This is a genomic window from Vreelandella sp. V005 (assembly GCF_052645115.1).
In genome coordinates this window covers 160,448-181,721 of the sequence record NZ_JBQXYA010000004.1, presented here as the reverse complement: position 1 = coordinate 181,721, position 21,274 = coordinate 160,448, and the positions used below count along the sequence as shown (strand labels likewise).

Sequence of the window (21,274 nt, the reverse complement as noted above, 5' to 3'; positions counted from 1 at the left end):
TGATGCTACGCCAAGCGGTAACGGTTAATCGGTTGGCTGATAGAGGTCGTTAACTGGGCATTTCCAATGGCACGGGCCATCGTCTGGCCCAGTGGCGTTTTTCGCTCGCGTTTTGCTGCTTTAGTTGATATTCAGCCCGGCTAGCGGCAGCGCGGTCTTCAAACGGCTCGGCGCCCAGCAAGGCAACGGGCGGATTGGCACGCGTATAGCGTGCTCCTTTGCCCGCGCAGTGCGCTTGATAGCGTTTTGCCAAATCATTGGTAATGCCGGTATAGGTGCCGCGCTGACACTCCAGCAAATAGAGGTACCACTGCTTGTCGACTTGACGAGGCTGCACGACCGGGCTATTCACCGCAACATACCTTTAATTTGCGCCCACTGCCACATAAGCAAGGGTCGTTTCGGCGTGGCTTCAAGCGGTTAAGTGTGGGCGCGCCATCCACGTACCACCAGCGCTCGTCCTCTTTAACGAAACGCGATACTTCTTCCAGCACGTGCCAGCGTTTACGCCGATGCTCCCCTTCATAGCTACAAAAAAAAGCGCGAAAATGCACTTGGCCGCGATTGGCGAGGGCTGGCTCGGCATGCACAATAACCAGCGATTTCCACGCTGTATCGGGGTCAGGCTCATGCACTTCTGGGCGGGTAGAGGGGTGCCAAGTGGCTAGTAAATAAGTATTAAGGCCTAATGCAAAGGCAGAATAGCGAGAGCGCATTAGCGCTTCAGGATCAGGCGCAGCGGCGCCTTGATGATAACGACCACAGCACTCATCAAGCGCTAATGGGCTACCACAGGGGCAACTTAGCTCATTCGTAGAGGTCATAAAAAAGCTCGTTATTGGCATCTTCTATAGCCTAACCGAAACGACCTATGCGCGTCGCTCGGCGTGTATCACTTTTGTTTCGATATTTATGCCACGTTAGGTATATAGTAGTGGAGCAACACATTCAGACGATGGAGTACGAATCACGATTGATCATTCTTTCCAAAAATTTTGGAGGTTCTCCTATGAAGGTCTTTAAACCGGAATGGCAGTGCACGTTTAGCGTAAACGAAGGCGCGGAAGAATCAGCAACTTGGAAAGAGAAAATCGCGTGGCGGCTCAGAGGCGTTGCTGACCGGCTAGAAGGCGGCGGGCGCACGGTAAAAATTGATTACCGCGTGACACCAGCGGTTAGCCCACAGGAAGTGGATACTTGCTTAGGCAAGGGCTTCGAAGTGACTCAGCGCCTGTTGACGCAGTTAGCGCAACAGCAGGCGTGCGAAGATGTGATGCGCCATGCCAAAGCCGAGCTGTTTGAACAACATCCTCAGCACTGAAATGGTAATCCCAGAAATCCCACCCCTTTAACCGGGTGGGATTTTTATTTGGCCCAAACATAAACGTCGTTAAAAAGGCGTTTCCAGGGCTTTGCCCATTTTGGTAAGAAAATCCTCGCACGCTTCAAGCTGCTCAATATCGATATATTCATCGGGCTGATGCGCCTGGGCGATGCTACCAGGGCCAAGAATGATGGTTTGCAAGCCCTGCCCCTGGAACTGCCCCGCTTCCGTTGCATACGCCACCGCATGGTCGCAGCAACCTGCTGGCAAATGGTCTTTGGCTAAGCGAAGCACCTGGTCGTTGTCGCGGTCGGCCAAGCCCGGCACTGTCACGTTTAGCGGCTCAGTGGTGATTTCAACGTGCTTGCCTTTGGCCTGCAGCTCAGTGCTTAGCTGGGCGCAATAGGCCGCAAAGCGCGCATATATTTCATCGAAGGTGTCCGTGGGCAGGTGGCGAATCTCCCACTCAAACTGACACTCCCGCGCCATGATATTGATCGCCGTACCACCTTTGATTTTACCCACGTGCAGGCTGGTATGCGGCACGTTAAACGCCTCATCGACCCTTCCCTCTTCGACCAATGCCGCCATGGTGTCTTCGATAAAGGTGACCAGCCTTGCCGCTACGTGAATGGCTGAAGTGCCTTGATTGACTTGGCTGCTGTGGGCTTCCTGGCCAATCACGGTAGTACGCAGATTGGTCGCTCCTTTTTGAGCCACCACGGGCTGCATACTGGTGGGCTCGCCAACGATCACATGAGCGCTAGTGGAGTAATGTTTGTAAAAGCGCTTGATGAGGCTGGGCGCGCCGACGCAGCCGATCTCTTCATCGTATGAGAAGCCCAGGTAGATAGGCTGCTGTAAATGCGCCTTCACCCAGGCAGGTACCATGGCGAGCACACTGGCAATAAACCCTTTCATGTCACATGTGCCGCGCCCATAGAGCCGCCCGTCGTTGCCATCGCGCAGCGTGAAGGGGTCACTGGACCACGGCTGCCCGGCTACCGGCACCACATCGGTATGCCCCGAAAGCATCACCCCGCCAGGCGCATCCGGGCCGATTCTTGCAATCAAATTGGCCTTGGTGTTGCACGGGCTCATTACCCGCTCGGCGCTAACGCCGTACGCAGCCAAATAGTCTTCCACGTACTCAATCAACGCCAAGTTGGATTCGCTGGAGGTAGTATCAAAACCAACCAGTTTTTCTAGCAGTTCAATGGCGTGGGGCATAACGTTCTCTTTCCAGGATAGCTTTCAATATAGCGTGTATAAATCGATTGCCGCTAACCCTATCACCCCTCAACCACTTCGCCTACTCCCGCCCGCTCCAACGGCTGTCATCACCTATTCACCTCGCGTTCATTAAAACGTCATCGCGCTTTTCTACTGTTCAATACATCCAAAACAACTTAACAACGCACGACTCGCCTGATGACGTTCAGGCCCACAAGGAGCCGTTATGTCTCGTTTATCACTGCATGCTCTTGCCGTTGGGGTGGCGACTGCCAGCCTGAGCCTATCTGCCCAAGCCGCCACTGAAGTTAGCTGGTGGCACGCCATGGGCGGCCAGCTTGGCGAAATCCTTGAAGGCATCACCGAGGATTTCAACCAGTCCCAAGATGAGTACCAAGTGACACCCAGCTACCGTGGTACTTACGCTGAAACCATGACCGGTGCCATTGCCGCTTTCCGTGCTAACGAGCAACCGCATATTTTGCAAGTCTTTGAAGTTGGTACCGGTACCATGATGAACGCCAAAGGCGCCATCTATCCGGTATATGAGCTTATGGAAGCGCATGACCGCGCTTTTGATAACGATGCCTTCCTACCGGCGGTGGTGGGTTATTACACCGACACCAATGGCAATATGTTGTCGTTCCCATTTAACTCCTCCACGCCGATCATGTACTACAACCGCGACGTGTTCGAGGAAGCGGGCCTTGACCCTGAGCAACCGCCCGAAACGTGGGAAGCGCTGGCCGATGCCTCTCGCCAAATCGTCGAATCTGGCGCGGCTAGCTGCGGTTTCACTTCTTCCTGGCCTAGCTGGGTGATGCTGGAAAACTTCTCGGCCATGCATAACTCGCCACTCGGGACGCTTGAAAACGGTTTTGGCGGCATGCAAACCGAACTAAATTTCAATAACGAGCTGGTTGCCCGCCACTGGGATAACCTGCACGACTGGCAAGAAGAGGGCGTATACCGCTGGGCGGGCCCCGGTACCGGGCCGGATTCCGAGCCGATGTTCTATTCGCAAGATTGTGCGATTTTCTTCGGCTCTTCCGCATCCCGCGCCGATGTCGCTGCCAATGCCGATTTTGAAGTCGGTTATGGTATGCAGCCCTACTACGCGGATGTAGAGGGCGCGCCGCAAAACTCCATTATCGGCGGCGCCACTCTGTGGGCACTGCAAGGCCACAGCGACGAAGAGTATGCCGCCGTTGCCGCCTTCTTCGAGTACCTTTCCCAACCGGAGGTACAGGCCGAGTGGCACCAGCAAACCGGCTACTTACCCATTACCCAAGCCTCCTGGGATTTGAGCGAAGAGCAGGGTTACTACGATGAGAATCCTGGTGCGGATATTTCGCTTAAACAGATGACGCTCAATGAGCCAACGGAAAACTCGAAAGGCCTTCGTTTTGGCAACTTCGTTCAGATTCGCGACATCATCTCTGAGGAGATGGAAGCCGTGATGACTGGCGGAAAATCAGGCCAAGAGGCCGCTGATGACGCGGTGGAACGCGGCAATGCGCTGCTGCGTGACTTTGAATCCGCCAATCAGTAAATAAGCACTCACTTCGCCGCTTGCTCTTATAAGCAGGCGGCGAAGTCGTTTATTACGTCACGCATTAATGACGATGCTACCGAGCTACCCATGCAAACCAAACGCATGACCTTTCCAGGTCGCTGGCTGCCTTTCGCGCTGCTGGCGCCCCAGGTAATAGTGACACTGATTTTCTTTATCTGGCCAGCAGGCCAGGCGCTCTATCAGTCACTACTGCGCGAAGACGCCTTTGGCCTTAAAACGACGTTTGTCGGCCTAGAGAACTTTGCCCGCTTATTTCACGATGGCAGCTACCTCAATTCACTGTCCGTAACGGTGGTGTTTGCACTAGGTACCACAATTTTATCGATGACGGTGGCCCTACTGTTAGCCAGCACAGTGAACCGAATGATTCGTTCGCGTAGTGCCTACACCACCTTGCTGGTGTGGCCCTACGCTATTGCACCAGCGCTTGCCGGGGTTTTGTGGTGGTTTATCTTCAATCCCTCCATCGGCATCGTGCCTTATATGCTAGAAATGGTGGGCTACCAGTGGAACCACCGTAACTCGGGTAGCGACGCCATGCTGTTGGTGATTTTCGCTGCCTCCTGGAAACAGATCTCCTATAACTTCCTGTTTTTCCTGGCGGGCTTACAGTCGATTCCTCAGTCGCTCATTGAGGCGGCTTCGATTGATGGTGCCAGCCCCATTAAACGTTTCTGGACCATTATTTTTCCGCTGCTTTCGCCCACCACGTTCTTCCTGATGGTGGTGAACGTGGTGTACGCCATGTTCGATACCTTTGGCATTATCCATGCCACCACACAAGGCGGCCCGGCCCAGTCGACCAACATTTTGGTTTATAAGGTCTATGCCGACGGTTTCGTAGGGCTCAACCTGGGATCATCGGCCGCCCAATCGGTGATCCTCATGGTGATCGTGGTAATGCTCACCGTCATTCAATTCCGCTTTATTGAACGGCGCGTCAATTATTAAATCGGCCTCGTTGGAGTGTTGCCATGGTTGAAAACCGCCCCTGGGCCAATTTCTTCGCCCACACCGTGTTGATTATTGGCGTCGCGCTGGTGATCTTTCCGGTTTATATCGCCCTGGTGGCGTCAACACAGGCACCGGGTGAGTTAATGCGCGGTACGCTACCGCTGTTACCCGGCAATCATGGGATCGAAAACTATACCCAGATGTGGCAGTCCGGCATATCGACGACGAATTCACCGTCAGCCGCCCTGATGCTCTGGAACAGTTTCGTGATGGCCATGGCCATTACTGTTGGAAAGCTGTCGATTTCGCTGCTTTCCGCCTTTGCGATCGTCTACTTCCGCTTTCGCTTTCGGATGTTTTTTTTCTGGCTGATTTTCGTGACATTGATGCTGCCGGTAGAGGTACGCATTATTCCCACCTTTCAGGTGGTCGCAGACCTCAACATGCTCAATAGTTTTGCCGGGCTGTCGATTCCCTTGATCGCCTCTGCCACGGCAACATTTTTATTTCGCCAGTTCTTTATGACCATTCCTGAAGAGATGCTGGAAGCGGCGCGAGTGGACGGCGCCGGGCCGTTAAAATTTTTTAAGGACATTTTGCTGCCGCTCTCCATCACCAATATCGCCGCGCTGTTCGTCATCATGTTTATTTACGGCTGGAACCAGTACCTCTGGCCACTGCTGATTACCACCGACCCCGACTACACCACTATTGTGATGGGCATTCAGCGCATGACCTCGGAAGAGAACCCCCAGTGGCATCTCGTCATGGCGGCAGTGGTCATGGCGGCACTACCGCCGGTGTTAGTGATTTTGTTTATGCAACGCCTGTTTGTGAAAGGCCTGACCGAGACGGAGAAATAAGATGGCCAGCATTACCTTGGAAGGGCTAAAAAAAACCTATACCGGCAACGTCAATGCGGTAAAAGGCATCGACCTACATATTGAAGATGGGGAATTTGTCGTGCTGGTCGGGCCTTCCGGGTGCGGCAAATCTACCCTGCTGCGCATGGTGGCGGGGCTTGAAACCATTACCGAAGGCACGCTCAAAATCGGTGACCGGGTGGTGAATAAGCTAGAACCCGCCGAGCGGGATATCGCCATGGTGTTTCAGAACTATGCGCTCTACCCACACATGTCGGTGTACAACAATCTTGCCTATGGCCTGAAAAACCGTGGCTTTAATAAAGATGAAATCGAACAGCGTGTGCGCATAGCCGCCAAGATGTTAGAAATTGAAGAATTCTTAGAGCGCAAGCCGCGCAAGCTTTCCGGCGGCCAACGTCAGCGGGTGGCGATGGGCCGTGCGTTGGTGCGTGAACCGGCGGCGTTCCTGTTTGATGAGCCACTTTCTAACCTGGATGCCAAATTGCGCGTACAGATGCGTGTTGAGATCAAGCAACTGCAGCGGCGCCTGAGAACTACCAGCCTCTATGTGACCCACGACCAGTTGGAAGCTATGACGCTGGGTGATCGCCTAGTAGTGCTTAACGCCGGGCAGATTGAGCAAGTCGGCACACCGATGGAGATCTACGCGCGCCCCGCCACCCTGTTTGTCGCCGGGTTTATCGGTTCCCCCGCCATGAACATGCTGTCGGTGGATTACCTAAAGGCGCAAGACCCCAACGGCCTACTGGAAGACCTGCCCGCAGGCACCGATATCGTCGGTATTCGCCCGGATGATATGCACTTAGCCCAACCGGCAGTGCCTCACCTAATTGTCGACTCAACGCTGGCACTGTTTGAAGCCGCCGGTGCCGAAAGCCACTTGTATGTGACCCTTGCCGACAGCGACCAGACCACGGTGATTCGCGTCTCGGGTCAGTCACCGGTCGCCGAAGGTGAAACCCTGCTTTTTTATGTGCCCCGCGACGCCCTGCATCCTTTCAACTTTGAGACGGGAAAACGTACAGAGGATTGAATGCCTACCCCAAAATAACAAAGACAATAAAAAACAAGTCACCAGGGAGACCATGCGCTACGTTTGAGATAAAGCTTACGGATCTCCCTTGATGGATACTGAACCTTCCTACATTGATAGCCTATATCGTGATCACTCCCGGCGCGTACAGGCAACGCTGATCCGCCTGCTGGGGGATTTTGAGCTAGCCGAAGAAGCCATGCAGGATGCCTTTATGGCGGCTGTTCAACAGTGGCCGGTTAACGGCAAACCTGACAACCCCACGGCATGGCTAATTCGCACCGGCTACCATTGCGGAATAGATCAAATCCGCCAGCGCAGTACTGCCCGCCGTCGGGCCCACTTGCTATTACCCACAGAGCTATTACCTGCGGAAGGGACGCTAGACCTTGAACCAACGGCTATCGTAGACGATGCCCTGCGGCTGCTATTTACCTGCTGCCACCCAAGTTTGAGCATGGAAGCACGGATTGCCCTGACACTTCGCGAGATGTGCGGTTTGACTACCGAGCAGGTAGCCAGCGCGCTACTGATGAAGCCTACCACGCTGGCACAGCGTATCGTGCGCGCCAAACGCAAAATTCGCGATGCACATATCCCTTATGCGGTGCCCACCCAGGATGAGCTGCCCGAACGCCTACCCGATGTGCTCCAAGTCATCTATCTGGTCTTCAATGAGGGCTACTCACGCAGCACAGGCGCTAGCGTGGTCGATATCAGCCTTACCCAAGAGGCCATGCGACTGGGTAATGAGCTGGCACGGCTACTGCCCCAGGGGGAGGTATTTGGCCTGATGGCCTTGATGCTGCTTAATGATGCCCGCCGGGATGCGCGCCAGGATAGCGGTGGTGAGCTGGTGACACTGGATGCCCAGGACAGACGCCTATGGCGTCAGGAAGACATCCAGGCCGGCATAGCGTGGCTGGAACAGGCGCTGGCCCTCACTCCCACTGGCTACTATACCCTCCAGGCATCAATTGCTGCTGTACACGCCCAGGCGAGCAGCGCCGAACTGACCGATTGGGCGCGCATCGTTAGGCTCTACAATGCGTTATGCGGGCGCTCTCCTTCACCAATTTTGGCGCTAAACCGTGCGGTCGCCATTGCCATGAATGGCGCTCCCGCTATTGGCCTTCAGCAGCTTGACGACCTTGCACAACACCCACAACTTGCCCGCTATCACTTATTTTATGCAGCAAAAGCGGATTTACTGCGGCGCCAGGGCGAACGTGAGGCAGCGCGCAGTGCCTACCAACAGGCGTTGCTATTGGCCACGCTGGAGCCAGAAAAACGTTTTTTACTTGGCCGGCTATCCGAGTTAGAAAAGTTGATATAAAAAACACAGCCGTGTCGATTTGCAGACGCCTCGAACGACTATAGATAGTAACTACCTTGACCATTCAGGAGATACTCAATGAAGTACGTTGCGCTGGTGTATTACCAAGAGCAGATTATCAACGCCATGAGCGAACAGGCGTGGCACGACCTGAATCAGGAATGCATTGCTGGGGTAGAGCGCTTGAGTGCCAGCGGTAACTACCTGGCCGGGCAGCCGTTACAACCGACTGAAACCGCTACTACCGTGCGCGTGCGCGATGGCGAGACGATAATTTCCGATGGCCCCTTCGCGGAAACCAAAGAGCAGTTGGCGGGTTTCTACCTGCTCGAAGCCCACGACTTGAATGAGGCGCTGCTGCTGGCTAGCCGCATCCCACCTGCCCGGCTGGGCAGCATTGAAGTACGTCCCGTTCGAGAACTACCACCTAAAATAGAAACCGGAGAACAATCATGAGTGCTAACGTTCAATCTTATATTGATGGCTTCGTCGCTGCCGTGCCAACCACCAATAAAAAACTTTTCATTGAGCATGCCCGTACCGCGGCTATCGTTTTCAAGGAGTACGGAGCGCTGCGAGTAGTGGAGTGTTGGGGTGACGATGTGCCCGAGGGGGAAGTTACCTCCTTCACCATGGCGGTTAAACGTAAGGATGACGAAACCGTCATTTTTTCATGGATCGAATGGCCCTCACGGGAAGCTCGCGATGAGGGCATGGCGAAGGTCATGCAAGATCCCCGCATGCAGATGGACGTAAACGCCATGCCCTTTGATGGAAAACGCGTCATCTTTGGTGGTTTTAAAAGTATTCTTGATGAGTAGTAGCGAAGCATCGTTCGATATAAACGCTGGAAGCGCCATGCGCTGCTCGGCTTCGTAGCGCCCTCCAGCTCAATGTCAGGACCAGCACATCGCCAACCGGATTTCGACAATCTTATACCAACCTCCCCCCCCAGGGGCGGTTTCAACAAATGTTGTTACTCATCCTCAAGATCCGCTATCAGGGCTTTCATTTCGGCGATCTCCTCCCGTTGCGTTTCGATAATCGCATCGGCGAGTTCACGCACACGGGGATCCTCTATTTGGGCACGCTCACTGGTCAAAATGGCGATGGAGTGGTGCGGTATCATCGCCTTCATATAGGCAACATCATCCACGGTCTGCTGGCTGCGCACCAGCCATAATGCGCCCGCAAAAACCGCAATGCTGCCCATCAAAATAGCCATATTCACGCCCTTTTGGGTGTACATGTCCAGCATAAAACCCAACATCACCACCGCCATCGTGGCGCCCATCACGATGGCCATGTAGGTACGTGTCTCACTGAACGTCACGTGGTCTAGCTGGTAAGTGTTTAGGTACATTAACCCCAGCATGATCACGGTGGCCGTCAAGATCATAGCGCCAAAGCGTATATACATTTTCATCGGATTCCTCCTTGAATCAATGACTCGAATTATGAGTTTAGATAGTGATCTCCTCTCCTGCCAACCCATTGCGGTGAAAACGCCTAGCGGAGGCGCTGACAAGAGGTGGCTGGGTACCTTAAAAGGGGTTGTCCGGTTTTTCAAAACACCGCCATCCCGGCCCACTAAAGTGTTAAGCGCCACTGGCGCAGGCAGGTTATGAGTGATTGGCGGCGCCTTTTTAACGGAAACGTTGGCGTCAATGACCGCTACCAGCCTCTACAGCGTCGAAAAAGCGCTGCGTTCTGCGTCTGACGCTTGGCTTGGCGGGCGCAGGCGGTATTGGTGTTGAACTCACCGCCGCTATGCGCTTATTTAATTATGACCGTGCGTTAACCATTATTTTGGTCATCGTTATTGGCTTTGAACAACTCTCTTCGCAAATCAGAAAACGGGTGACTTACTATAACTAAATCATTAAATATATATTAAAGGAAAATTAAAAACCGGTGTGAAGTTATCCACACCGGTAAAGATCGAAACATGCGAGCTAACTTAAAGCTAAAGAGCTAAAGTAACACTACCGCTAACATCACTCTATCAATTAGAAGTGATAGCGAGCGCCTAATGCGTAGTACATATCTTCTTCAAAGTCGTTAACGGCGTCCAGATTACGATCGTTCAACTCGAGGAACATATCGAAGTTGCTAGACAAGTTGTACATTGTGCCTAGCGCCCAGGCATTACGCTCATCGCTAGCGCCGTCTACATCGATGTTGTAGTAGTCGGCGAAGAACTCCCAAGCATCAATAACGAAAGTAGCACCAACACCGATTTTATCGAAACCACCGCCGTTAACATCATCATCCCCACGTGTTTCATACCCTACACGAGCAGAGAAAGCATCAGTAATAGCAAACTCGCCCGTAGTACCATAACGCACCTCACCGTTACCGCCACCACGTACCTTATCGTCCACATAACCAAGCGCTAAGCGAGCAGGGCCTGTTTCATAGACAACGCCACCCTGAGTAGCAATAACGGATCCTTCATCACTCTGCTGTGCTTCTGTCAAACCACGCTCAGAAAAGTGCTTGGCAGAAATAACTGCCTGAAAACCATTAAATTCAGGGGTTTTATAGCCAATCGAGTCGCCGCGTGCCTGAAGGCCGCCACCAGCAAACTCGTAGCCGCGCTCAACGTACACATCAAACGGAGAGGTAACGTAGTCATCGTAGAAACTATCGTAGTTACCGGCCATGAAGGTACCAAACTGCTGGCTTTCCAAGCCTAGATAGCTGTTACGCACTTCATCGAAACCAGAGTCCTGGTTGCGCTCATCAGCGGTAAAACGCCACTCTACACGGGCAAATGCACGCAGATCAGAAGAAATCTGGTGGCCAGCGGTAATCCGTAGACGGGAGCCGAAATTGCGAAATTCTTCACCGTTATCAACACCATCATCAACACCGCCGCCTTCAAATCCCATGGCAATACGGCCGTAGATTTCCAGATCGGTACCATCTTGATCGTAAACGGTTGCTGCTTGTGCTGCAGAGGCTGACAGTAAACCGCTAACGGTTAGAGCCAGTGTCGTTTTTTTAAACATGATTGTTCCCATTAAAGTAGTTAATGCTTGCGCTTTGCGAAGGCACAATGAAGGACGAATAACGCCTCAACGCAGGGAACCTTAAAGGACTTATATGTCATTTATTTTAAAGTTTTAATTTTTATTAAACTTATTTTTATTAGTTATTTAAAATAAAAATGCCATTAAAAATTAACATTAACTTGCTATGGCAGCTATCAACAGAGGGAAGGCTCTTAGCAGACTATTTAGCACAATATTACCAGGGCAGCAGTTCTCCATTGCTATGCCAAAACCCGCCACTATTATCCAGTGTCAACGCTTCAATGCGGGCAGCAATGCCTAAAGCGGCTTCTTGTGGGCTAATTAATCCCCCAAAATTAACCATGCGTGTTTGCACATAGCCCGGGTGGAGCTGAGCCACCGCAATGCCCTTCGGCTTTAAGTCCATCGCCAGCGATTTCCCGAACGCGTTGAGCGCCGCTTTAGAGGCTCGGTAACCATAGCGTCCACCGGAGTCGTTATCAGCCATTGAGCCCATGCGGCTCGTGATATTGGCGATTTTGCTGCCGTGGGTAAGGTTGGGTAACAGCGCTTCGGTCACACGCAGCGGCGCGTAGGCGTTGATTTCCATCTGCTCGCGGATACTGTCGAAATCAATATCACCCAGCGATTCATCACGAAGCAGGCCTGCATTGTTGATGAGTAGCGTGATTACGCGCCCATTGAGCGCCGTCACCAGTCGGGCAATCGCGTCTGGCTGGGTAACATCGATGCCCGCAATCACCTCGGTAGCCGTGCGATCAAGCTCTTCTGATGACTGTCGGCAGACCCCAATGACATGCCATTCTGCGTCCACATAGTGACCTGCCAGCGCTAGCCCTACGCCACGATTAGCGCCTGTAATGACCACTGTCGATGTCATGTTGTCTCCCTGTTTCCGTTGATCATGGGTCTAACCCGGCACCATGGAAAAGTGTGCATACGTTGCATATCTAGCCAAGGATCACCCAGGCTACGCTAAGCGTTTATTATCTACGCTAGCGGGCAATGCATAAGAGGGGCCCAAAATACGCTCCGCCCCAGCGTAAATGTTGAAGCGTCCGTCACGCAGAAATCCCACCAGGGTGATGCCAAACTCTCTTGCTAGTCGAACGGCGTAACTACTCGGGGCGGAAATAGCGCACACCACTGAAACCCGCGCCATGATGCATTTCTGAATGAGTTCGAAACTCGCTCGGCCGCTGAGTAGCACAATGCGCTCGCCGAGCGGCAACTGATCATTCAACAATGCCCACCCAGTCAGTTTATCGACCGCATTATGGCGCCCCACATCTTCTCTTAAAGCTAATAGCTGCCCATTGGCATCAAACAGGGCGGCAGCGTGCAGCCCGCCGGTATGCGCAAAAAGCGTTTGCTGCTTATTCAGCTCGCCCGGCAACGACGTTAATAGCTGGCGACTTAACGGGGAGGAAAACACCAATGGCGCCAATCCCTGCATGGCCTCCAGATTGAGCTTCTTCTTACCGCAGACGCCACAGGCGCTGTTGGAAAGAGACGAACGCGCCAGTCGCTCGGCCTTTGTGGCTTTAAAACGCTTGAGCACCACTTGCAGGACATTGGGCTGCCCCACTAGATGATCGATCACTTCAAAGTCATCCTTCGAATGCGCTACGCCTTCACTAAGCATCAGACCAGCCGCCAGCTCACGATCATGACCGGGTGTGCGCATAGTGATGACTGGCTCGCTACCTGCCAAGCGGATTTCTAGTGCTTCTTCGATGGCCAGCGCATCCTCTCTGGCGGTGACCCCTTGAGTATCAAGGGTGAGAATATCGAGATGAACATCACCATATTCATGCGTGCCGTCGGCTACATCCATTATGACCTCCTTGCTAACCGCTCCCTGAGTGCAGCTTTTTCAACCACTGATAAGTCTGCTTAGTGCTGTGCCTAGTGTGAGGCTAGTCCAGCTTTTACCCGCTGCCAATAGCGACGCGCGCCCCCTACCTAAATCCCCCCTATTCCTAACAAATGCTATGAAGGCACACCCGCTAGCGCCCATTACTCGTGTTGTCATCGCTTGTTCATCCGTTTGACTCGGCAGTGTCATTCACGTTGCCCACACTGCAACAAAACGTGATAAAGGGATGGATCTCTTATGCGGCTCTGCATCGTTAGTGAAACATGGTCACCGGATATCAACGGCGTCGCCCATACGCTGAGCCGGATAAGTTATGAACTTGGCCAGCAAGGAGTGCTGGTCGATGTCATTCGCCCCCGCCCGCGACTCGCTGCCCATACGACGGGAGTTAACCGCGAACTGCAGGTACAGCGGCTGGCCTTACCCGGCTACGCCGATGTTCAGGTAGGGCTGGCGACACCGGCCACCCTGCGGCGCTTTTGGCGCCAGCATCGCCCCGATGTGATTTACCTAGCGACGCAAGGCCCGCTCGGCTGGGCGGCACGTCAGGCGGCACGGCGGCTCAATATCCCTCTGGTCGCTGGTTGGCACACGAATTTTGACCACTACTGCGAAGACTATGGCGTTAACTGGCTGGCTTCTACCACTCGGCGCTACCTGCGCTATTTTCATAACGGGTGTGCGTTAACGTTAGTGCCTACCCACCTGCAAGCCAAGTCGCTTCAGCAGCAGGGCATCCGCGATACCCATGTATTGTCACGCGGGCTTGACGGAGAACGCTTCTCGCCAGCCCATCGCGATACACAGTTGCGCCAGCAATGGGGGGTAAACGAGCATCAACCAGTCGCTCTTTATGTTGGCCGGCTCGCGGCTGAAAAAAACCTCACCTTACTGCATGAAAGTTTTCAAGCCATGCGCGAAGTGCGGCCCGATATCGCCCAGGTCATCGTGGGCGATGGCCCTGCGAGGGCGCAGCTAGAGAAAGCGCTACCCGACGCGCATTTTACCGGTTTCGTGGGCCAGGAAGCGCTTGCTCGTCACTATGCAAGCGCTGACCTGTTTATTTTCCCCTCGCTTTCCGAAACCTGGGGGAATGTGGTCGCCGAAGCCATGGCCAGCGGCTTGGCCGTGGTGGCTTATGATCACGCTGCCAGCGCTGAGCTCATTAATAGTGGCTATAACGGCATTACCGTCCCCGCTGGCAATAGCGTCGCCTTCCAGCAGGCGGCAGTGGCGCTGTGCCAACACCCCGCTGACTACGCTCGCTTGGGTCGCGTCGCGCGACTACGTGCACTTGAGCAGAGCTGGAAAGGGATTGCCGAGCAGTTTTTGCGTTATTTACACCAAGCCCTGGAGGCTCACCATGCGCCCGCGTCCGCTTGTCGTATTCGACCGTCTTGATTTAGTAGAGTGGCAGTTATGCCAGCGAGTCTCGAGGCTGTCGCTGTATCGCCCCTGGCGCCTTATCCTGCAAGCGGCCAGCCGCTTGGGTGATTGGCCGGTGTGGATACTGCTGATTCTGGCCCAGCCTTGGCTGCAGCCTAACGGCGCCTGGCGGCTGATGCAGTACAGCGTTATCGCCCTGTTTGCCGTGGCGGTCTATCGGCTGGTGAAGACACGCCTCTGTCGCGAGCGGCCTTTTATTACTTACAGTGAAGGCATCCAATGTTGTGAACCAGCCCGGGACCGTTATAGCTTTCCCAGCGGCCACACCATGCATGCCGTCATGTTTAGCGTGTTAGTAGCTGCCCATACTCCCTGGCTACTACCGGTGGTGTTGCCACTCACGCTGCTAATCGCGATTTCACGCGTGGGTTTAGGGCTCCACTATGTCAGTGATGTACTTGCAGGTGCAGCCCTAGGCTATGCCTTTGCTTTGTTCAGCCTTTACTGGATGGGGTAAATACCTCTGTTTTCGCGAAATTGGTCACTAAGCACTATGGTTAATTCAATCTAATTTTGTTGAACGCTTCCGCTTAAGCGTTATTAGCGGTATGCCAACATCAAGGAGCGATGTGATGACCATGACGGTTGGTGAATTATTTATCGCGCTAGTGACCATTGCGTTAGCTCTTTTAGCCAGCAATGCCCTGCGGCTATGGCTACCCTGGATAAGACGGCTCTTTCTGCCCAGCTCGGTCATTGGCGGGTTACTGCTGTTAGTGATGGGTCCTGATGTGCTGGGCCAAGCCCTTCCCACCTTTTTTGAAGAGAGCCCTGGGCTATTTCCTGCCTATGTACAAGAGAGCTGGGCAGCACTGCCGGGGCTATTGATTAACGTGGTATTCGCCGCACTGTTTATTGGCAAAACAATCCCTGGACTACGCACTATTTGGCTACGCGCCGGGCCCCAGGTCGTGGTCGGCCAAACCATGGCGTGGGGGCAATACGTTGTCGGCTTGAGCCTAGCGCTATTGGTACTGGTGCCGGTGTTTAATATGAACCCTATGGTGGGGGCATTAATCGAAATTGGTTTTGAAGGTGGCCATGGCACCGCAGCCGGCATGGCAGGCACTTTTGAAGAGCTAGGTTTCGAAGAGGGAGCGGATCTTGCCTTGGGCTTGGCAACGGTAGGCATTGTCGCCGGGGTGTTGATAGGTACCATGCTGATCAATATTGCTGCGCGCCGGGGGATCATCGCCCTTAACGATGAGAGCAAAGATGCTGATCACCCCGATGATCTAATGCGCGATGACGAGCGCCCTTCCACTGAAGAGTTCAGCGAGTTCAAAAAAGACTTAGCCCAGGAAGCAGGGACAACGGACCCTCTCAGCTTACATATTGGCTTAGTGGGTATCGCCATTGTGATTGGCTGGCTAATACTTTCGGGCTTACAGTGGATTGAACAAAGTACCTGGGCAAGCGACGGAGGCTTGGAAATTCTTGCCCATGTACCGCTGTTTCCTATTGCCATGATTGGTGGGGTCATCGTTCAATTAGTGGTCATGCGGTTTGGGCTGGAACGTCATGTCTCTAGTCGCACTATGTCCCGCATCGCTGGCACCGCGCTCGACTTTACGATTGTAGCGGCCCTCGCCACCCTCTCGCTCACGACCCTAGGCGAGTATTTTATGCCATTCCTGCTCCTTTCAGTAGCAGGTATTGCTTGGGGCTTGTTTGTGCTGATTGTGATCGCGCCACGCGTCATTCCTGAAAACTGGTTTGAACGAGGGGTAGGTGACTTTGGCCAGTCGATGGGGGTAACGGTTACCGGTCTACTGCTAATGCGTATGGCAGACCCTAAAAATGAATCTGGGGCGTTTGAAAGCTTTGGTTATAAACAGCTGATGTTTGAACCGATTGTTGGCGGTGGCCTTTTTACCGCCGCCGCCCTGCCATTGATAGCCGAATTTGGGGCGCTAGCCGTGCTTATTTTTACCGCCCTATTAACCTTAGGCTGGCTTGCATTCGGGCTATTTTACTTCGGCCGCATGGTGCCAGATCGTGGCAAAGGCCGCTGGAAGAGGGAACGCGATTAAATCGCTTCACCTCACCAAGAACCGAAACGCCCGCTCAAAGCGGGTGCTTCTGTCTTTAACTTAAATTATCATTGAAAAATAGTGACTTAGATATCCGGCGGCATATCATCGCGCTCGTCCAGGCTGGCCATGAATGACGTTTTAAACATCATGTACACACCCACCCCCGAAAACCCTAAGAACAAAATAAACATGCATAACATCAATGCCATCGCCATAATCTTGTCCCTGATAGTGTGCGGTCGTTACGTTGACGTTTTCTAACCGCTGCATTTTTGGTTTCCAAGAAAGGATAGACCAAAACACACTTTTTTTCTGTACAAAGGCTATGCAAAATCAAGAGGGTGACATAAATAACTATTAAAATCAGCTACTTATAAAATTATAAGCACGCAAAAAGACCACCTCATTTTCACAAGATGGTCGTTTTGCACCGATTCCATTCCCTGGTCTGATGAACAGCGCCTCCCTGCGCTGCAACCAGTGAGTGGGCGGATTGTCCTTTAACGTCCTGTTGGTCTCACGGCATCCTGCCTTCCATTTGCCTGTCAACCCACTCACTTAGTTACTCATAACACTTATCAAAAAGGCTTAATCTAAAGCGGATAACTAAATAACTATTTAGTAATTGCAGACATTGCGCCAAGCTGTGCCAAAAATTAATAATAAATATAAAAAACAAACACTTAAAAAATAAAGCACTGCCGATAGGCCAGCCTACATACCCCTACTTTATGTGTAGAACTGGCACATGCGACATAAACAAGCGCTGAATAGCCTATTTATCTGCCTAAAACGTTCTAAAACAATGGCGAAACGCTTCAACAGCGATTATTTTGCTTACGCACCGCAACGCTTTGCTATAAAAAGAGTGAGCGGGCTGATTTATGCAGCCACCCCTCACTCCCCTACTTTCGGAGATCGCTATGAAACGTACTATTGCGCTTTGCATCCTCGTCCTCACCACCCTGCTGGTAGTCAGCGGTTGCAACACCATTCGGGGTGCAGGTGAAGATATTGAACAAGGTGGAGAAGCGATCCAACGTTCAGCGAGCTAAACGTGATGATGACGGTTTATTTGTCCCACGGGCTGGAGAGCGGCCCAGCGGCACTTAAAATGCAGGCATTAAAAGGCGTTGCGGAAAAAATCGATGACTGTGAGCCGGTGGTGATGGACTATCGCGGCATCACCGAGCCCCAGCAACGTCTTCAACACTTGTTAAAGGTGTTAAGCGAGCGCGGTGACGACCCCGCGCACCGTGTGCTGGCAGGTTCTAGCCTGGGTGGGTGGCTAAGCGCTGCCGTTAGCGCCCAACAGCCCGTGTTAGGCTGTTTTTTATTGGCACCAGCGTTGGGCTTAGCTGACTACCCTGAAACGTCACCTACCATTCAGGCGCGCCTCACGCACATCATTCACGGCTGGCGTGATGATGTCGTTGCCCCTGAGCCGGTGATTGAACGTGCCCGTCACCAGCGGCTGTCGCTAAGAATGGTCGATGACGATCACCGCCTACACGCCAGCCTCGATACTATTTTGGTCGATTTTGAGCGTTTTCTTAGACAGTGCAGCGCGCTCTCTCAGGAACAAGCGTAAACATCCATAAAACAAACATTCGACACAGCGCCTCAAAACCTATACAAATGATGTACATCACATTATAGATAACGAGGCTACTGCTAATGTTTGGCATGTTTAAGCGCGACCCAAAAAAGAAACTTCAGCAAGACTACGAACGTAAACTGCAAGCGGCGATGGAAGCGTCTCGTAACGGCGATATGCGTGCCAACGCTACCCTAACCGAAGAGGCTGAAGCGATATTGGCAGAGATCCAGCGTCTCGAGAAGTAGCGTGACGCTCAGCCTAGACCGATGCAGGCTTTTATCTCACCGATGAATCACCTTTACTCGTCGGCCAGCGCTGGCAGCAGTGTTTTCAGTTTGCGTGTCAGCGTGTTACGGCCCCAGCCAAGTAGTTCAGCGGCCTCTCCTTTGCGCCCACCGGTATGCTTTAAGGCGGTTTCAATCAGAATCCTTTCGAAATCGGGCACCGCCTCTTCCAAAAGATGGGTATGGCCTTCGGCCAGGGCATGATCCGCCCAGTCGCGAAACGCCGTTCGCCAGTCCCCCTGGGCACTGCTTTCAGAAGCACTGGGCGAACGCAGTTCCGGGGGAAGGTCCTCCACCAAGATTTCACGTCCGGAGGCCATGACGGTTAGCCAACGGCAGATATTTTCTAACTGCCGCACGTTACCGGGCCACGGCAAGCGCGTGAGATGCGCCTCCGCTTCGCTGGTCAGTACCTTGATATCGGTGGTGAGTTCTTTCGCTGCTTCGGCTAAAAAGTGCCGGGTCAAGCGAGGAATATCTTCACGCCGCTCGGCAAGTTTTGGCAGATGTATACGGATCACGTTTAAACGGTGAAACAAATCCTCACGGAAACGGCCATCATCGACCAGCACCTCTAAATTTTGGTGGGTCGCTGCGATAATACGCACATCAACGCGTACCGGCGTATGGCCACCCACGCGATAAAACTCACCATCCGCCAAAACCCGCAGTAACCGCGTTTGCGTTTCGGCGGGCATATCACCAATTTCATCTAAAAACAGCGTGCCACCGTTGGCTTGTTCGAACCGCCCTTGGCGCTGCTGTGCTGCCCCTGTAAAAGCGCCCTTCTCATGGCCAAACAGCTCCGATTCGATCAAGTCGCGGGGAATCGCCGCCATGTTCAACGCGATAAACGGTTTACCGGCGCGCGGGCTATGCTGATGCAGCGCTTGGGCCACGCGCTCTTTACCGGTGCCCGACTCGCCGTTGATCAAGACCGTGATATGCGAGTGAGAAAGACGCCCAATGGCGCGAAATACCTCCTGCATCGCGGGCGCTTCACCGATGATTTCGGCGTTTAACCCCTCGGGCACGGTCACCGGCCGCTGGCGTTCACGGGCGTGCGCCACCGCACGGCGAACCAGCGCCAAGGCTTCATCAACGTCAAACGGTTTGGGCAGGTATTCGAACGCCCCGCCCTGATAAGAGGCAACGGCGCTGTCCAGGTCGGAGTGCGCGGTCATCACAATCACCGGGAGGTCGGGATGCGCCTCGCGTACGCGTGCCATTAAATCCAGGCCATCGATGCCTGGCATGCGAATATCGGTGACCAGTACGTCAGGGGGGCTTTCGAGTAGACGTGTCAGCGCGACATCGGCACGTTCAATACACTCAACGTCGAGATCGGGTTGCGCCAACGCGCGTTCCAACACCCAACGGATAGCGCGGTCGTCATCGACAATCACCACCCGCGCAACATCGGTACGTGTAGCCTCAGTCATGACGCTTCTCCGGTAAAATTATTACCAATGGAATCAGTAATCGAAATTCGGTGTGTCCGGCTCGTGAGTCGCATTCAATCAATCCTTGATGTTGGTGCAAAATCGACTGGGCGATCGATAGTCCAAGACCGCTGCCTTCCGCGCGCCCCGATACCATGGGGTAGAAAAGTGTTTCCTGCAGTGCATCGGGAATGCCCGGGCCGTTATCGATCACCGCCACTTCACTGACTAACCGGTGGCGTTCGGCGCCAAGGGTAAACTGGCGCCGAGCGCGGGTGCGCAGTATTAAGGTAGGCTCAGGGGTTTGTGCATCGCTCATGGCCTGCACGGCGTTGCGCGCAACGTTGAGTACCGCTTGGATCATTTGCGCTTCATCACCAGAAAGGTCGGGCAAACTAGGATCATAATCACGGCTAATCATAACGCTGGGATGCTCGGCAATTAGCAGTGCGCGTACGCGCTCCAGCACCCGATGAATATTGACCGGCTCATGCTTGAGCATTCGGTTAGGGCCCAGCATGGAGTCGACCAGATCTCGCAGGCGATCCACCTCTTCCACGATGATATGGGTATATTCACGCAGCGACGGATCGTCTAAATCGCGCTCCAGCAACTGCGCCGCCCCACGAATCCCCCCGAGCGGGTTTTTAACCTCGTGAGCGAGGCCGCGGGCCAAAATTTTGATGGTTTCCTGGCGTGTGGTCAGCGCTTCTTCCCGGGAGATTTGCATTAACCGATCCCGCGGCTCGACCTCTAACAGCAGTTCGTCGTCAGATAAGGGCGTTACCGTATAGTCGACGGTGAGTGGGTCACTATTGAGGGGCGTGATACGCGCCTCGCGCTGGGTATAGGGATGAAAGGCGTCACGCGCTTTGGCCAAGACATCATCGATGCTGACATCACCCCCCAGCAGCGTATCCAGACTGATCCCTTGAACACGGCTTAGGCTGACCGCCAATAAGGCTTCAGCGGCAGGATTCATCCAGCGCACACGCAGCTCGCCGTCTAGCAGCAGCACCGCCGTGGTGAGATGTTCAAGCAAACGCTGATGCATGGTGGTGTCCTGAGAAATTACGTCTTCCATCGCCGTTACCGATCTACAGGTGGATGTTCATTGAGAGAACTGCAAAAAGCGCGCCAATTACGTCTTTATGCCTAGTTGCACGGCTTGCGGGCATAGCAGCCACCGGAGGTGAATCGTTTTAG

24 protein-coding genes are annotated in these 21,274 nt (G+C 53.5%); 14 read left to right on the top strand and 10 right to left on the bottom strand.

From position 1 onward, the window contains the following. Window positions 1-49 precede the first annotated feature (49 nt). Both ACUN8H_RS12005 and ACUN8H_RS12000 read right to left on the bottom strand, forming a co-directional pair. A complete protein-coding gene (locus tag ACUN8H_RS12005; protein ID WP_445532330.1) occupies window positions 50-352 on the bottom strand; it encodes a GIY-YIG nuclease family protein in 303 nt (100 codons plus the stop codon). Beyond that, window positions 345-824: a YchJ family protein gene (locus tag ACUN8H_RS12000; RefSeq protein WP_445532329.1), complete on the bottom strand. Its 480-nt coding sequence runs from the start codon at window positions 822-824 to the stop codon at window positions 345-347. Before ACUN8H_RS12000 ends, ACUN8H_RS12005 begins: the two co-directional genes overlap by 8 nt. 185 nt (window positions 825-1,009) lie before the next feature. On the opposite strand from ACUN8H_RS12000, the gene ACUN8H_RS11995 reads away from it, so the two are divergent. Further along, window positions 1,010-1,321, top strand: coding sequence for a hypothetical protein (locus ACUN8H_RS11995; RefSeq protein ID WP_008957053.1), 312 nt, complete (start codon window positions 1,010-1,012; stop codon window positions 1,319-1,321). Window positions 1,322-1,390: 69 nt separating this feature from the next. On the opposite strand, the gene argE is transcribed toward ACUN8H_RS11995, so the two are convergent. Then, window positions 1,391-2,554, bottom strand: coding sequence for an acetylornithine deacetylase (argE, locus tag ACUN8H_RS11990; RefSeq protein WP_445532328.1), 1,164 nt, complete (start codon window positions 2,552-2,554; stop codon window positions 1,391-1,393). Between the two features lie 229 nt (window positions 2,555-2,783). On the opposite strand from argE, the gene ugpB reads away from it, so the two are divergent. From ugpB to ACUN8H_RS11955, 7 genes are all read left to right on the top strand, one after another. Then, window positions 2,784-4,109 (top strand): sn-glycerol-3-phosphate ABC transporter substrate-binding protein UgpB, encoded by a 1,326-nt coding sequence (ugpB, locus tag ACUN8H_RS11985; RefSeq protein ID WP_445532327.1) that lies wholly within the window; start codon window positions 2,784-2,786, stop codon window positions 4,107-4,109. Window positions 4,110-4,199: 90 nt separating this feature from the next. Continuing rightward, window positions 4,200-5,084, top strand: coding sequence for a sn-glycerol-3-phosphate ABC transporter permease UgpA (ugpA, locus tag ACUN8H_RS11980; RefSeq protein WP_445532326.1), 885 nt, complete (start codon window positions 4,200-4,202; stop codon window positions 5,082-5,084). A gap of 23 nt (window positions 5,085-5,107) precedes the next feature. Further along, window positions 5,108-5,950, top strand: coding sequence for a sn-glycerol-3-phosphate ABC transporter permease UgpE (ugpE, locus tag ACUN8H_RS11975; protein WP_445532325.1), 843 nt, complete (start codon window positions 5,108-5,110; stop codon window positions 5,948-5,950). 1 nt (window position 5,951) lies between these two features. After that, entirely contained in the window at window positions 5,952-7,007 is a 1,056-nt protein-coding gene (locus ACUN8H_RS11970; RefSeq protein WP_445532324.1) for a sn-glycerol-3-phosphate import ATP-binding protein UgpC, read from the top strand. Window positions 7,008-7,098: 91 nt separating this feature from the next. Further along, window positions 7,099-8,343, top strand: coding sequence for an RNA polymerase sigma factor (locus ACUN8H_RS11965; protein ID WP_445532323.1), 1,245 nt, complete (start codon window positions 7,099-7,101; stop codon window positions 8,341-8,343). Between the two features lie 78 nt (window positions 8,344-8,421). Continuing rightward, window positions 8,422-8,799 (top strand): YciI family protein, encoded by a 378-nt coding sequence (locus tag ACUN8H_RS11960; protein WP_445532322.1) that lies wholly within the window; start codon window positions 8,422-8,424, stop codon window positions 8,797-8,799. Further along, window positions 8,796-9,164: a DUF1428 domain-containing protein gene (locus ACUN8H_RS11955; protein ID WP_445532321.1), complete on the top strand. Its 369-nt coding sequence runs from the start codon at window positions 8,796-8,798 to the stop codon at window positions 9,162-9,164. Before ACUN8H_RS11960 ends, ACUN8H_RS11955 begins: the two co-directional genes overlap by 4 nt. A gap of 155 nt (window positions 9,165-9,319) precedes the next feature. Here ACUN8H_RS11955 and ACUN8H_RS11950 read toward each other — a convergent pair whose 3' ends face one another. The 4 genes from ACUN8H_RS11950 to fdhD form a co-directional block, all read right to left on the bottom strand. Further along, window positions 9,320-9,769, bottom strand: coding sequence for a DUF305 domain-containing protein (locus ACUN8H_RS11950; protein WP_445532320.1), 450 nt, complete (start codon window positions 9,767-9,769; stop codon window positions 9,320-9,322). 583 nt (window positions 9,770-10,352) lie between these two features. Beyond that, window positions 10,353-11,357: a porin gene (locus tag ACUN8H_RS11945; RefSeq protein WP_445532319.1), complete on the bottom strand. Its 1,005-nt coding sequence runs from the start codon at window positions 11,355-11,357 to the stop codon at window positions 10,353-10,355. 238 nt (window positions 11,358-11,595) lie between these two features. Beyond that, window positions 11,596-12,261, bottom strand: coding sequence for an SDR family oxidoreductase (locus ACUN8H_RS11940; protein WP_445532318.1), 666 nt, complete (start codon window positions 12,259-12,261; stop codon window positions 11,596-11,598). Between the two features lie 90 nt (window positions 12,262-12,351). Further along, a complete protein-coding gene (gene fdhD / locus ACUN8H_RS11935) occupies window positions 12,352-13,218 on the bottom strand; it encodes a formate dehydrogenase accessory sulfurtransferase FdhD (protein ID WP_445532317.1) in 867 nt (288 codons plus the stop codon). A gap of 279 nt (window positions 13,219-13,497) precedes the next feature. Between fdhD and ACUN8H_RS11930 the strand changes: the two genes are divergently transcribed. The 3 genes from ACUN8H_RS11930 to ACUN8H_RS11920 all read left to right on the top strand — a co-directional run bounded on the left by ACUN8H_RS11930 (window position 13,498) and on the right by ACUN8H_RS11920 (window position 16,739). Further along, window positions 13,498-14,661 carry a glycosyltransferase family 4 protein gene (locus ACUN8H_RS11930; protein WP_445532316.1) on the top strand — a complete coding sequence of 388 codons (1,164 nt, stop codon included), beginning with the start codon at window positions 13,498-13,500 and terminating at the stop codon, window positions 14,659-14,661. Further along, the gene (locus ACUN8H_RS11925; protein WP_445532315.1) at window positions 14,624-15,163 is read left to right on the top strand and encodes a phosphatase PAP2 family protein; all 540 of its coding nucleotides are present in this window, start codon (window positions 14,624-14,626) and stop codon (window positions 15,161-15,163) included. The genes ACUN8H_RS11930 and ACUN8H_RS11925 overlap by 38 nt, the downstream gene beginning before the upstream one ends. 115 nt (window positions 15,164-15,278) lie before the next feature. Next, window positions 15,279-16,739: a sodium/glutamate symporter gene (locus ACUN8H_RS11920; RefSeq protein ID WP_445532314.1), complete on the top strand. Its 1,461-nt coding sequence runs from the start codon at window positions 15,279-15,281 to the stop codon at window positions 16,737-16,739. An 86-nt stretch (window positions 16,740-16,825) separates the two neighbouring features. Here ACUN8H_RS11920 and ACUN8H_RS11915 read toward each other — a convergent pair whose 3' ends face one another. Next, a complete protein-coding gene (locus tag ACUN8H_RS11915; RefSeq protein ID WP_445532313.1) occupies window positions 16,826-16,957 on the bottom strand; it encodes a hypothetical protein in 132 nt (43 codons plus the stop codon). Between the two features lie 708 nt (window positions 16,958-17,665). On the opposite strand from ACUN8H_RS11915, the gene ACUN8H_RS11910 reads away from it, so the two are divergent. The 3 genes from ACUN8H_RS11910 (at window position 17,666) to ACUN8H_RS11900 (ending at window position 18,587) form a co-directional block, all read left to right on the top strand. Beyond that, window positions 17,666-17,797, top strand: a complete 132-nt coding sequence (locus ACUN8H_RS11910) for an entericidin A/B family lipoprotein (protein WP_445532312.1) — start codon at window positions 17,666-17,668, stop codon at window positions 17,795-17,797. A 5-nt stretch (window positions 17,798-17,802) separates the two neighbouring features. Beyond that, complete coding sequence (locus ACUN8H_RS11905; protein ID WP_445532416.1) at window positions 17,803-18,333, top strand: YqiA/YcfP family alpha/beta fold hydrolase; 531 nt, start codon at window positions 17,803-17,805, stop codon at window positions 18,331-18,333. Window positions 18,334-18,419: 86 nt separating this feature from the next. Next, window positions 18,420-18,587: a DUF6435 family protein gene (locus ACUN8H_RS11900; RefSeq protein ID WP_445532311.1), complete on the top strand. Its 168-nt coding sequence runs from the start codon at window positions 18,420-18,422 to the stop codon at window positions 18,585-18,587. Between the two features lie 53 nt (window positions 18,588-18,640). Here ACUN8H_RS11900 and ntrC read toward each other — a convergent pair whose 3' ends face one another. Both ntrC and glnL read right to left on the bottom strand, forming a co-directional pair. Next, complete coding sequence (ntrC, locus tag ACUN8H_RS11895; protein ID WP_445532310.1) at window positions 18,641-20,068, bottom strand: nitrogen regulation protein NR(I); 1,428 nt, start codon at window positions 20,066-20,068, stop codon at window positions 18,641-18,643. After that, window positions 20,061-21,122, bottom strand: coding sequence for a nitrogen regulation protein NR(II) (gene glnL / locus ACUN8H_RS11890; protein ID WP_445532309.1), 1,062 nt, complete (start codon window positions 21,120-21,122; stop codon window positions 20,061-20,063). The genes ntrC and glnL overlap by 8 nt, the downstream gene beginning before the upstream one ends. Window positions 21,123-21,274: the final 152 nt, after the last annotated feature.